The organism is Pediococcus acidilactici (assembly GCA_024970065.1).
GTDB classification, from domain to species: Bacteria; Bacillota; Bacilli; order Lactobacillales; family Lactobacillaceae; genus Pediococcus; species Pediococcus acidilactici_A.
The window spans coordinates 1413862-1426665 of record CP103908.1; the positions used below are offsets into that span (position 1 = coordinate 1413862).

General features: G+C 38.1%; 10 protein-coding genes. 1 reads left to right on the top strand and 9 read right to left on the bottom strand.

The features are described 5' to 3' along the window. On the bottom strand, positions 1–903 hold the full coding sequence (gene gnd, locus NYR25_06705) for a decarboxylating 6-phosphogluconate dehydrogenase (GenBank protein UWF33282.1): 903 nt from the start codon (positions 901–903) through the stop codon (positions 1–3). A gap of 154 nt (positions 904–1057) precedes the next feature. Between gnd and NYR25_06710 the strand changes: the two genes are divergently transcribed. Then, complete coding sequence (locus NYR25_06710; GenBank protein UWF33283.1) at positions 1058–1900, top strand: MurR/RpiR family transcriptional regulator; 843 nt, start codon at positions 1058–1060, stop codon at positions 1898–1900. A gap of 66 nt (positions 1901–1966) precedes the next feature. Here the strand turns inward: NYR25_06710 and NYR25_06715 are convergent, their stop codons facing one another. The 8 genes from NYR25_06715 to secA2 all read right to left on the bottom strand — a co-directional run bounded on the left by NYR25_06715 (position 1967) and on the right by secA2 (position 12331). After that, positions 1967–2203: a hypothetical protein gene (locus NYR25_06715; GenBank protein ID UWF33284.1), complete on the bottom strand. Its 237-nt coding sequence runs from the start codon at positions 2201–2203 to the stop codon at positions 1967–1969. Positions 2204–2327: 124 nt separating this feature from the next. Further along, positions 2328–3176, bottom strand: coding sequence for a hypothetical protein (locus NYR25_06720; protein ID UWF33285.1), 849 nt, complete (start codon positions 3174–3176; stop codon positions 2328–2330). Continuing rightward, entirely contained in the window at positions 3166–4611 is a 1446-nt protein-coding gene (locus tag NYR25_06725) for a glycosyltransferase (GenBank protein ID UWF33286.1), read from the bottom strand. Before NYR25_06725 ends, NYR25_06720 begins: the two co-directional genes overlap by 11 nt. Positions 4612–4653: 42 nt before the next feature. Then, positions 4654–5466 carry an accessory Sec system protein Asp3 gene (gene asp3, locus NYR25_06730; GenBank protein ID UWF33287.1) on the bottom strand — a complete coding sequence of 271 codons (813 nt, stop codon included), beginning with the start codon at positions 5464–5466 and terminating at the stop codon, positions 4654–4656. Continuing rightward, complete coding sequence (gene asp2 / locus NYR25_06735; GenBank protein ID UWF33288.1) at positions 5456–7057, bottom strand: accessory Sec system protein Asp2; 1602 nt, start codon at positions 7055–7057, stop codon at positions 5456–5458. The genes asp3 and asp2 overlap by 11 nt, the downstream gene beginning before the upstream one ends. Beyond that, the gene (gene asp1 / locus NYR25_06740; GenBank protein UWF33289.1) at positions 7041–8711 is read right to left on the bottom strand and encodes an accessory Sec system glycosyltransferase Asp1; all 1671 of its coding nucleotides are present in this window, start codon (positions 8709–8711) and stop codon (positions 7041–7043) included. Before asp1 ends, asp2 begins: the two co-directional genes overlap by 17 nt. 18 nt (positions 8712–8729) lie before the next feature. After that, on the bottom strand, positions 8730–9965 hold the full coding sequence (locus tag NYR25_06745; GenBank protein ID UWF33290.1) for a preprotein translocase subunit SecY: 1236 nt from the start codon (positions 9963–9965) through the stop codon (positions 8730–8732). Beyond that, on the bottom strand, positions 9962–12331 hold the full coding sequence (gene secA2 / locus NYR25_06750; protein UWF33291.1) for an accessory Sec system translocase SecA2: 2370 nt from the start codon (positions 12329–12331) through the stop codon (positions 9962–9964). Before secA2 ends, NYR25_06745 begins: the two co-directional genes overlap by 4 nt. Positions 12332–12804 lie beyond the last annotated feature (473 nt).

Genomic DNA, 12804 nt, shown 5'->3' on the forward strand with positions numbered 1-12804 from the left:
CTACTTTTCCTGGTGGTCAACTGCATGGCCACCGAATTCATTTCGTAATGCCGCAACTACTTTTCCAGTCATTGTATCGTCTTTTTCAGAGCGGTAACGCATCATCAGGGCGCTGGAAATTACCGGAGTAGGTACTCGGAGACGGAGTGCTTCTTGCACTGTCCAAGCTCCTTCCCCAGAACTGTGCATGACGCCTTTAATTTCGTCTAGGTCAGCGTCTTTGCTAAACGCGTCTTGGGCTAATTCCATAAGCCAGCTTCGAACCACCGAACCGTGGTTCCAAACTTTTGCCACCGCTTCGTTGTCATAATCAAATTGGCTTTCGCTTAAAACTTCAAAACCTTCGCCGATTGCCTGCATCATGCCATACTCAATTCCATTATGCACCATTTTTAAGTAATGGCCTGAACCAGCTTCGCCAGTATAAAGGTAGCCATCTTCAGCGGCAATTGCTTTGAATAGGGGTTCAATTCGCCCAAAAATTTCTTTAGGTCCCCCAATCATAAAGTTACCATCATGACGTGCGCCAGCTTTTCCACCGGAGGTTCCCACATCAAAGAAGTGAATTCCTTGTTCCTTTAAAATTTCTGCATGGCGAATCGAATCTTGATAAAATGAATTTCCACCATCAATTACGACGTCATCTTCATCAAGCATCTCGCTTAGTTCCTTAATCGTTTCGTCGGTTGGTTTTCCAGCCGGTAGCATTGACCAAACGACCCGGGGCTGCTTTAATCCCTTTACTAGTGATTGAAGATCGGTAACCGTCTTGACTTGGGCATCTGCGGCTGATTGCCGTGCCTTAGCAAATAGATCAAAAGCAACCACCTCAATTTGGTGGTCACGCATATTCTTAGCTAAGTTAAGTCCCATCTTGCCTAACCCAATTAATCCAATTTCCATAAATAACCCCTCGCTTATCTTCTTATAATTAATTCCATATCCATTCTATGAAAATTTTTTACATAAATCAAGCGCTTTCATGAAATTATTTTTCTGGAGTCGATTTAGTGATATACTGAACATAATAAGTAAACTTGATGGGAGTATTTAGATAATGTCAAATTTTGCGTTACGTATTCAAGCATGCCAAATTAACTTTAGTGATAAAGAACGCCAGCTGGCAACGTTTCTCTTAAAAAACCAAAGCAAAATCAGCCACGCCACCATTTCTGAGCTGAGCAAAATGACCAACGTTTCTACCGCAACTATCTCGCGTTTCGCCAAAAATCTAGGCTTTAAAAACTTTCAGGAACTAAAACTCAGCTTGGCCCAGACCGAAAATCCCGATAACCTCTTTGCGGAAATCAGCCCAGACGATTCGCCACTTACCGTAACCGAAAAAGTCTTTGCTGCTAACGTAGATGCTTTAAAAGCAACCGTTAAGGCACTTAGTGAAAATGACTTATCTGCTTGCGTCCAACTTTTACTAAACGCCCAGCAGGTCGGTATTTTTGGCCTTGGAGCAAGTAACATCGTGGCCCTAGACGGCTACCACAAATTCTTGCGTACTCCGTTAGATGTGGTTTACGCAAATGATTTCCACATGCAAATCATGGCGGCAACCCGACTCACCGCGAAGGACGTAATGCTATTAATTTCACACTCGGGTGAAGATCGTGACGCCATCGCCCTGGCCAAGTTAGCACAACAACACCAGGTCCCCCTAATTCTAATCACCAGTTCTGCTAATTCTACCCTTGCTAAGATGGCGGACATCACCTTAATTTCGGTTGCCGAAGAAGCGTTGTACCGGTCCGAAGCCCTCCACGCATTAATTGCTCAGATGAGCATTGTTGACGCCCTTTTTATGTCGGTAGCAATTAAAACTAACCACAAAATTGCTTTGAAGATCCACCAAGAAATTAAGAAGACCCGTAATAACGACCATTGGTTTTGAAAGCAAATAAAAAGCACTAATTATTTTCGTTTCGGTACTTTTGAAACGAAAACAATTAGCGCTTTTTTAGTCGAGCCGTAATCCTTCAAGCGCCTTAACCAACATTTCGCGGTCCGCCTTCTTGAAAAATTTAAATTGGCTTGCTTCTAATTCATTAAATTCTTCAATCAACATGTACGCCGTTAAATAGCGCTTTAAAGCATCTTTGCTTACCCGGACATCGTCGGGGTTGTCTAACTTAGAGCCGCTGACTACTGCCAAAGCAAATTCATTGGGGTTAATCTTAATTTTTTTATCAGCCATCCCGCATTCTCCTTAACGTATATTTTTTGACCTCCGGTATTATATTCCTTAACTTTGCACTTTTCAAGCACCATATAAAAAAGTGGGCAATCCTGACCAATCAAGGATTGCACCACTCGTTAATTTATTGTTTAGGTTCAACTTTGGAAACGTCTAAGCCTAAATCAAGCATTTTCTGGTAGTCTTCACTACTTACCACTACGTGTTGAACGTAGTCAATTTCATCTTCCATAATTAACTTCAGATTTCCCTTTAACTGATCCCCATCAAAGGCCGGTTCTTCTAAGTAAAGGGTATTTTCAGATTGAGTATCCTTTAGAGCATCTAATTCGATACCTAGATAAGTAATTCCCACTTTATCTCCGGGTTTTACAATTTTAGCAACTTGCGCTGCCTGAAATTGACTCATATTATCGTATTGTTCAATAATTTTCCTAGTTTTCGGATTTTCTACCGTAATCAGGTTCATTGCTCCTTCGTAGAAGAAAAAACGTAACCGGACGTCTCGATTGTCATCAAAGAAATCAATTTCCTGGACATTATCTTTAAAGTAGAAAATATTGCTAAAAAGTTTGCCATCAAAAGTGTATTCTTCAACCATATCACGAGTTCCATCTGCATTGAAGAATTTGATATCTTGTACTAAACGGCGAGAACGGGGAAAGACCCGCATTTCTCCAATCACCGCTCCCTCCTTAACAAGGGTAATAACTCCATCCCGGTTCATGATAATTTCGACGCCTTCTACGGTATCTACTTTATCAAAAAATAGTGAACTATTTTCATCGTACGTTCTTTTAGTAACGTAATCAACGATATTTATTATTTTCGGATATTCTTCTTTTCTTAAACGGACAAAAAGTGGTTCTGGAAATAAGGTTATTAAAGTACTGTCGTTCTTTTTCGCGCGTTCTTTTTGAGATTCCCAATTATCCGTTCCTGGGCGTAAGGCACTTACCAACTCATAGTTCATTAATCAAATTCCTCCATTTATCAGCAATGACGTGATCACGATAGTTTTCAACAGACTTGAAGATGTCGTCTTTCATTTCTTTGATATCTCGGTCCATTAATTTTTGAATTCCCTTTTCTAATTGGCTGACGTCAAAATCCAGATCTTGACGTTTAAAGGTCATCAAGTAACCATTTTTACCATCTTCAATTAGCTCTAAAGCACCAAATCTTGCGGCAAAAGTAACTACTGGCAATCCAGCATTTAACGCTTCGATATAAGTTAAGCCAAATCCTTCAGAGAAGGAAGCCGAAACAAAGGCATCGTATTTAGGATAAACTTCGTCAGCATGATGAGTTAACCCACGCATCTTAATATATTTTTTAGCCTGAACCTTTTCAATTAATTCTTTTAATTTCTTTTCTTCTTCGCCAGCACCATAGATATCTAAACTAACTTTACATCCTTGTTTATGCAGGTTAGCCACTGCTTTAACAATTAAATCAATATGTTTTTCCGAAGCAAGTCGTGAAATTGTAATTAATTTAAACTCTTTATGTGGAATTTCCTTGACCTGTTTAATTTCATCATCCACTCCTCCTACGGGAATGGTAGCAATTTCCGCTTGTTTATCTGGAAAATCAATCAGTAAGTCTTTTCTTTGGAGTTCGGTAGCGACCACCATCCGGTCAATCCGATCCATATGAGTAAGCACGTATTCATAGTAATTATTCCAGAACGGTGCTTTAGGATCATCACGGTCAGCTAAGTGATCCGCATGAATGATTTCCACTAATTTCCGGTTTGGGTTTGGTAAGGTGTCGTCCATCAAAGCAACTTCATTCGTTTCTCCACGGTCTAAAATGAAGACGTTTTTTCCAGAATATAACCGTTCGATTTGATGTAAGAAATATCTCCGAAATTGCATTGAATTAGGGAAAAAAAGCTCTCCAGGCTGATTATATAGATGAATGTTTATAGTTTGATTTCCCCGATCATCATGAGGATCTTGCAAAAATTCAAACGAAACCTTGCGCAAATTAGTCTCTGCATCGTACAGCTCTACACGGTCAATCCTAACCAACAAAGGTGGGTTCTTTTTAGGGTTAGCGTGCTTCACGTAATGACGGACAACTCGGATTCCAGCTGAAGTAACTTTATTTTCTAACCGTAAGGTATTGGTACTATCAACTACATTTTCACTTCTTACCTTAGTACGTTTTGCTAACCCCTCAAGTGCGTACTTATCGCCATGAACAAAGTATTCCCAAATATTGATAACTTGATCATCACGGATTCCCCACTTATCCATCGCTTCGTGTAAGTTATCCACCAATGCCATGAAGATAAACTTATAATCTAAGTTAGCTTGGTCAAAACGTTTTGCACGGTAAAACTGAGCATGTTCCACCCCAGAATTACCAATTCCCATTGCTTCATTAATAAAAAAATTCATGTTTTTCCTCCAAAAATATAAGGCTCTAAATTAGATTTACTTTTAACGCCGATAAAAATGCAATATTTTTGCCAGCTCAATGGTTGTATATTTTTCTACCGCCGTTAACCGTTCTTCTTGCGAAGAAAGCAAAATAGTGTCTGGCGACAAAGCATCAAACTTCATTTTATTATTCTTTACTATCTCTCCAAACGACTTAAATATCTCAGAAATTTTTTCCCGAAGTTGCTGGTCTTGCCAATTGGCTCGACTGTCAAATTCAATAAAAATCCGTAAAACGTTCTTTTTCCCTAAATAAGATTCTGAATATACCAATCGGCTACGTAGGTAAACTTCAACTTTTTCAAAGAACGAGTCCTGTTGATTCCACACACAAACAGTGTTTATATTGTCGTTGATTGTCGCAACTTTAAAATCACTATCAGCGGGTTTAATCGTCAATTCTTCGAATTCTAAGGATTTATTATTCAAATTAACCAAACTAATACGGTAATGATCCATCTCTTCAGGTACTTCGAATTCGCCATCTAGGTCGATTGTAAGGGGACCGTCAATAATTTCGCCCTTAATATCAAAAAAATCTAGCTGAACTTGCACGGATTCATCGGGAATTACTTTTGCTTTAGTATTAACCTGGTATTTACCCTTTCTTCTTAAGAGCGGTAACTGGGAAAATTCAGGACTACCGTCTACATTAAGAGCATATTTGGACATCCAACTATAAATTCGTTGCCCTGGACTCATTCGTTCATTATTGAAATATATCTTTCCATTTTGATAATTAATCACCGAACCAAAGCTATACGTGTTGTTCATATGGATTGGCCATCTAATTACAAAACAATTACTCGTCATCTTCATCAGCCTCCTGCGGGCTAAAGTCACGGCCATAGTTAGTTATTAAAACATTCCGATATTGGTTTAAAAACCAAACAACTAAGGCATTAGTCTGATCATTATGCCGTCCCGTAAAACCTTTATGAATAACCCGAGACGTTGGTGAGTGCTTGCGCAGAAAACTATCCAACTTATCAAAGGCCATCCCATCGTAGTCGTCTTCTTTCATATAAACAATTACAAAATTAGTCTTTGAGTGATCATGTTTAGTAAACGAATTCCAGAAAAGATCGTTAGCCTGCTTAATATTTTCATCAGCAATACCACCGGTTAAGCGTAGCACCACGTCTAATGAGGTTGGAAAATTATTCGGACGGTTGATCCGTTCATTAGCAGCAATTTCACCTAAGCTTGTCAATGGTTTACCAACAATCACCCAGTCGGGATTGATAAAAGATGAATAATATAACGCGGCATAAGTCCCCATTGAAAGGCCAGATAAAATTACCTCATTCGATTTGAAACCTAGTTTTTTCAAAGTTGACTGGATAAGATTAATAATTTGACTTTCTAATTTTTCGCCCCCAACGTAAAACGATCCTCCTAAAATTCGAGACTCTTGAATTAAAAGGGTAGGGGCCTTTAAATTACGCATCATAAACATTCCTTCAACCCCTGGATTAAAACGAAATCCAGAAAAGTAAACCATCAAAGGCGGTTTAAAATCACCTGGGTCAAAGTAATGGTATAAAGGTTCTCCCATCGCTTCGTCGTCAATTTCGACATCTTCTCCAATTAGTAAAGTACCTCGTCCACTACGGCTTTGATTTACAGTGATAGCTTCCATCGTCAGATCAATATTTTTTCCCTTTACTAATAGCTCAACGAGAATGTAAGCCCCATTATGATCAACATCTAAAGAGATTAAATCTTTCAAACTATCATTATCCACTTCTGTACTGTAATAAATTTGACTATTAATCGCACTAATCAACGAAACCCGCAAACGAACGTTAGTAGTTGGGGTATTTCGCTTAAATTCCGTACGAATTTCCCAAATGGTATTTTTAGCAACCCCAAGGATACTTCCCCAACTAGCTACCCTTTGATAGTCCTCAACATCATTATCTATAATTTCTAGATAATTATGTCCCAATTGTTTTATGGTTCCTTTAAAATTCGGGTCAAACTGGATATTATCAAAGTCAAATTTATAACCGAGCGAACCATTATAAAACACTTCGTTGAGTTGCTTTGCTAACTCTTCTACGTTTTGAAAACTAATAAATTGAGCGTTCTTTAAATGAAGCGCCTGGATAGCTTCCGCGGAAAGCTCTGTTCGGTCATCAATTATGATGTTATTAGCTGGTAATTGTTTCAAAAAAGAACTTTGCTCCGCTTGTAAATACTCTGTTTGAGTAATTAAAAATAAATCGTGACGGAAAGCTAAGTTAAACTCTTCTTTAATTAGGAGTTTGTTTTTTCCTTTTCCAATTGGTTGATTTCGGTCCTCAAACGGAACGTCATATATTTCAAATTTTTCACTAATTAGTTCTGCTAATCCTTTAATTTCGGGTCCCAGATGTATAATTCTACCTTTGGTTATCATAACGCATCCTTCTCTCCCACCAATCGGATTGGCGTCTAAATTCTAGTTGCTCCATGTATTTAGCCGTATTTACTAAAGCAACGTTCCAATTCCCCAATTTTTTCAAATAAAAGTCCAGCCCTTGGGATAAGCTTTGTTCTTTTGTAACAATCCAGCCATTTTCTCGATTAATTACAAATGGGCTTTCTACCATATTAATTTGGGGGATTCCAGTACTGATAGCGTTAAATTGCATACGTGTGTCGTACGGATCACCCATATCAACCATAATCCTTGTCCGTGCTAAATCATCAAAAATTTGGTAATCTCTTGGATTTTTTCTAATAAGAATGCTAGAAACCACTAATTTAAAGCTATCCCAGTCAATCTTTTCACTTTCAGGTTCCTCGCCCTTTTCTACGGTAATTTTTCCATCTTTAACTGGATGCTTGAGTTCCCATTCTTTTCGCATCCGACCCCAAATTTTGAATAATAATTCTTGCATTTCTTTTTCGTTATTCGTATTAAATAGGATTTCGTTTAAGTTCCCTCGATCCTCATTTTCATCAAGGAAATCATAGTGGGCAAATATTCTTTTTAAAACTTCCGAACATACTATATCTGCGTCACTATCTTTTAAGGTCGAAACTATTAAGCCCATATTTTCATGTTCTAAATAGTAATCCATCAGCTCGTTACTCGTTTCAACCACATTTTGGTCATCATTCGCATCGCCAATGTTCCAATAAATAATCAGTTGCCGCTCCTCATTGCTATTTCCTAAGCGCATATCTGCACCATAGGGATACCCTAAATCCAAATGGGACTGATTTGGTTCGCTAACTTTAAGCTGAATTTGCTCAAAAAGTGCGTAGTTAGGAATCACGAAATTCGTGGATCCTTCAATCTGAGGAACTAATTTTTGAATGTCTTCTGAACTTACCTTTCCTTGATGGTCTAGTAAATACGCTACTGGCATTTGTTTTTGAATTTTTACCATTAACGAGCGAATTCTTTCACTGCTACTAGCAATTAAATTATCTTTTTTTTCATCAAATTCATCCGCAAACTTTTTATTAACAAATTCCAAAAATAAATCATCTAAACTAGCATATTCAGAATGCTTAAAATTACTAAAATTGCTTAAAATTTTTACAGGGGCTTCGTTATCAGGTTCATATCGTAGAATTCGCTGGCCAACTTCATTAAACCATTCTTGTTTTATTACTCGGTCATCGATCATATACTTAGTCGAGACCTTGAATCCACGGTCGTCAAAAATGTCAAAACGGTTGTTCTCTGACCCCAAAAATTTAACCGTCTGAATAAACCCTTGCGGATTCTTAACGGTTTCTGCGGCTAACTCGTTACCCCGGTAACCTACCATCGAGTGTAGTCCCCGAACCATCCGGATATCATCGGGCCATTCAAAACTTTCTGGACCAAGCGGCATCCCATCAATTCGTTCAATACCCAAAATAGCATCCCAGAGATTCCAAAAAGGCAGGTTGGTCAATCCGTTCACATGTAAAATATACCTTAAATTAGGTATGAAATTTAGCACCATCAGCTTGACGGGTTTGCCCCCGTCGTCTAATAAACTAACTAAATTTTTTAACGGGTCGTGATTTAATTCTTTAATTTCATTTGTCCATGCTGGGGCAATATAAAACATTCTACTTACTCCTTATAATTACAAAAGATCGTACTGGGTCCTTAAGTACATCGTCTTTACCTGATCTAAAGTGGTATCCATAATTGTGACTAAAATCAATATACTAGCGTACGCGAATGTAAAATTGGTTACCCCAGGTACATATAGTCCAATTATTAAAGGGGTGGCAACTATTACTAAGAAATATACGTTAGCCGCCGTACTCAGTTTAATCGCATGCGAATTTAAATATCTTTGAGTATCTTTTCCGGGAGTAATCCCAAAAATATAATCCCCTGATTTCTTCAGATTTTCGGCTTGCCGCTCCGTTTGGAGGTTCATAAAACTAAATGCATACCCCAAGAAAACTACCACGCAACAGTAAATTAAAATTCCAATTGGGTTATTAAAGTTAACGTACGTCTGCGTAAATTTACCAAAATTACTATCTGGATTGAGACTAGCAATATAACTGGGAATCATAAATACCGTAGTGGTGAACATAAATGGCATACTTCCCGAAGTCAAAAAACGAATTGGTAAATATGATTCGGAAAAGTCGTTTTGCACAGCCGGGCGTTGTAATGGTATCCGAAGTTCCGCTTTATTAAAGAATATTGTAGCAACGAACACAACTAGAACAGATACGCCTAAGGCAATCCATAGGTTAGTCGAAAATGATTTGATTTGATAAGTGCCTAATCCTGGTCCATGTAGCACCATCGCTGGCAAACTGGTAATAATTCCTGGCATAATTAGAACTCCGGCACCACCAATTCCATATTTAGCCGTCATATCCGACATCCACGCAACAACCATCGCACCAGCAAGTAAAACAACAAATGAAACCACTACATTAAAATCAAAGCCCATTATTTTAAATTCAGATGGGCTAATTTGACTCCGGCTCGCAAAGATAAACTGCATTGTTTGTAATATTGCGATCCCCAATGTAATCCAACGTTGAATATATCCCTTTTTTTGCTCACTAATTTTTTCCATCATACTACTATTAACCATTTGTATGGCTTGGAATAAAATCATGCTGGTCATATACGGACCTAGACCGATTGAAAATAATGATGGAAATCTATATTGTCCACCAGTCAGCATCGAGATATTTCTCAGTAACGGTGAGGCGTTAAGTGATTCTTTACTCAATTCGGGGTCTATTGCTGGGAGAGCAATCTGCCGCCCCAGTTCCATTAATACAATCATAAATAGTGTAAAAACAATACTAGCAATTAACTCATTTCTTTCACTTCTTTTTCTCATGGAAATTCCACCCTAATTGATTCATCTTTTTCAACAACTAATTCTGACAGTAGCATGTACTTGATTGTATTCTGCCAAAACGATTTTTTCATTTGTTTAAACGAGTTCATAGCTTCCTTTTCATATTCAAAAACTGGATTATGTTGTCCCAAGGCACGATTACTTACCACCTTTTTTAACTGTGACAAGTTGTCTACCTGTTCAATCCACGCCACGTCAAGAGCCTTCAAGACTGATAAGCGTTTTAAATAATTTTGCTGGAATTTAGTGCTTAAAATCGTTTTTTGTTGTTCCCATTTTTGTTTTGCAATTCCTGAAACATATTGTTCAAGTTGGCTAGGCTCATTCAAAATATTTTGGTCAAAATGATTATCACTATAGTTGTAATTTAAGTTATTAACAATAAAATCTGTTAATTTATCTCTAGTAATATCCTTCTCGCGTGCATATAGTTTGAAGAAATCCTCCCAAATTCTTTGAGTAATCTCCCCCAATTCGCCATCGGCCATTACGTAGTCCCGAAAACTATAAATCATTTCACGCTGAATCCGTAAAATATCATCCATTTTGACCGAGCTTTTCCGCCCAGACTCAGCTTTGGCATCCGCTGCTTGTTGTGCCCGTTCAACAATGTTCTTTGCTCTTCGTCCCCTCAGTGGTTCACCAAACTTTCGACGACCATTTTTAAGATCTTGTTCCAGTCTAATCCGATATTTTTCCACCCATTCGGGAGCGTTTTCAATAACTACTTTGTCATCCAGTGAGACCAAAAAAATACTTTCTCCCGGATCACCTTGTCGACCCGCACGTCCACGTAACTGATCATCTACCCGGCGACTATTCATTCGTTCGGTCCCAATTACTAACAAACCGCCCTTTTCTTTCACGCCTGGGCCAAGCTTGATATCGGTTCCCCGACCTGCCATTGAGGTCGCAACGGTAATTGCACCCGCTTGTCCAGCATCAGCTACAATTAACGCTTCTTTAGATTCACTTTGCGCGTTTAAGACGTTATGCACGATTCCGTTCTTAAGGAGAACCCTTGAGTATAACCTTGATAGTGATAAAGAACCGGTCTTTAGTAAAACTGGTCGTTGAATTTCATAAGCTTCCTTAACCATCTTTACGGTAGCTTGAATTTTTTCGTCCATAGTCGCGTAAACAACATCTGGTCGGTCGATACGAATATTCGGCTTATGAGTAGGTACTTTCAAAACAGGTAAATTGTAAACTTCCATAAATTCTCTAGCAGAGGTAATCGCCGTTCCCGTCATACCAGAAAGCTTTTTAAACATTTTAAAAAAGTTTTGTAAAGTAATCGAAGCCATTGCTCGTGTTTGATCACTGAGTGTAACTTCTTCTTTAGCTTCCATTGCTTGGTGAATCCCCGATTCTCGTTTCATTCCGGTAAGCGCGCGGCCATTCTCGCTATCTAATAACAAAACTTGATTATCAACCACTACGTAATCTTGATTTCTTTTTATAGTGTAATTAGCCTGCAAAGCTAACACGAGGTGGCGGTACAAGTCTGACCATTTTTTTGAAATCAGATTTTCTATCCCTAGATACTCTTCTAAATGTTGAATCCCTTTCTTGGTAAACCAAACATTTTTTAAATCATCACTGAATTCATAATCCTTATCCTTCTGTAAGCTCTTTACAATTCGGTCAGTAGAATTAAAAAGATTAGACTGGACACGTGGTGATCCTGAAATAACTAAGGGAGTTTGGGCAGCATCAAGCAACACAGAATCAACTTCATCGACCAACGCAAAATTTAAATCATTAAGTTTCTTGTCACTAGCATTTTCCACTAGGTTATCAGTTAAATAATCAAAGCCAATGGCACTATTGGTTGTATAAACAATGTCGTTACTATAAACTTCGTGCATATCTAACTCTTCATCATCAGGACTTACCCCTGCTGCACTAGTTAACCCCATCCAATGATAAACTTTACCAATCTCTTCGGCGTCCCGGTTTGCCAAGTAACCGTTTACCGTAACCAAAAAATTCCCCGGTCCAGTTAGCCCATTTAAGTACATCGGCATGGTCGCAGTTAAGGTTTTCCCTTCTCCAGTGTTCATTTGTGCTACCGCACCATAATGTAAAATCACTCCGCCTAACACCTGATTTTCAAACGGCTTTAGCCCTAAAATTCGATAGTCAGCTTCACGGATGGTTGCGTAAGCATCTATCAAAATTGAATCTAAACTTGCCCCTTGCGCTAGTTTTTCCCTAAATATCGTAGTCTTTGCTTGTAATTGTTCATCTGTTAGCTTTTGATATTCTTCGTCCAAAGCTAAAATCTTTTTAGTGATTTTCGAATACTTTCTAAGTCGAAAGTCATTAAAATCGAATCTCATCTGTCTACCTCTATTCTTTATCGTACATACAATGTATCACACCAGGTTAATTTTTTACAGTCGGTATGTTACACCGCGTTAATTTTTTATATTTTTACATAAAACTATTTACTTTTACGAAAAAAATTGTTTAAATAGCATCAAGGTAACTCACAGTTAAAGGAGGTTTTCATCATTAATAATTCATCTGATCGAAACAGTCATCTGCTTGAAAAAGATATCGAAAAACGGGTGTCTTACGAGAAGGATATTCAGACTCCTCCACGTTCACAACATAAAAAGCGCGGTAGCGCACCAGAAAAATTCATTTCTATCATTTTCTTCTTAGTTGTTTTGAGTAATATGGTTTATATGGCCATAGCTTTTATAAAACATTAATTATGTAAGTAAATGCCCTTTCGATATTTTAGCTTGTGGACCACCATTTCCGTTTGGTGGTCCCTTTTTAATAAATATTGTTTTATAAATTGGCA

Excerpts from the sequence above, each read along its gene's own strand:
- NYR25_06745 (UWF33290.1), bottom strand. The coding sequence starts at position 9,965 with ATGAGAAAAAGAAGTGAAAGAAATGAGTTAATTGCTAGTATTGTTTTT.
- gnd (UWF33282.1), bottom strand. The coding sequence starts at position 903 with ATGGAAATTGGATTAATTGGGTTAGGCAAGATGGGACTTAACTTAGCT.
- NYR25_06720 (UWF33285.1), bottom strand. The coding sequence starts at position 3,176 with ATGAACTATGAGTTGGTAAGTGCCTTACGCCCAGGAACGGATAATTGG.
- asp1 (UWF33289.1), bottom strand. The coding sequence starts at position 8,711 with ATGTTTTATATTGCCCCAGCATGGACAAATGAAATTAAAGAATTAAAT.
- NYR25_06725 (UWF33286.1), bottom strand. The coding sequence starts at position 4,611 with ATGAATTTTTTTATTAATGAAGCAATGGGAATTGGTAATTCTGGGGTG.
- asp2 (UWF33288.1), bottom strand. The coding sequence starts at position 7,057 with ATGATAACCAAAGGTAGAATTATACATCTGGGACCCGAAATTAAAGGA.
- asp3 (UWF33287.1), bottom strand. The coding sequence starts at position 5,466 with ATGACGAGTAATTGTTTTGTAATTAGATGGCCAATCCATATGAACAAC.
- NYR25_06710 (UWF33283.1), top strand. The coding sequence starts at position 1,058 with ATGTCAAATTTTGCGTTACGTATTCAAGCATGCCAAATTAACTTTAGT.
- secA2 (UWF33291.1), bottom strand. The coding sequence starts at position 12,331 with ATGAGATTCGATTTTAATGACTTTCGACTTAGAAAGTATTCGAAAATC.
- NYR25_06715 (UWF33284.1), bottom strand. The coding sequence starts at position 2,203 with ATGGCTGATAAAAAAATTAAGATTAACCCCAATGAATTTGCTTTGGCA.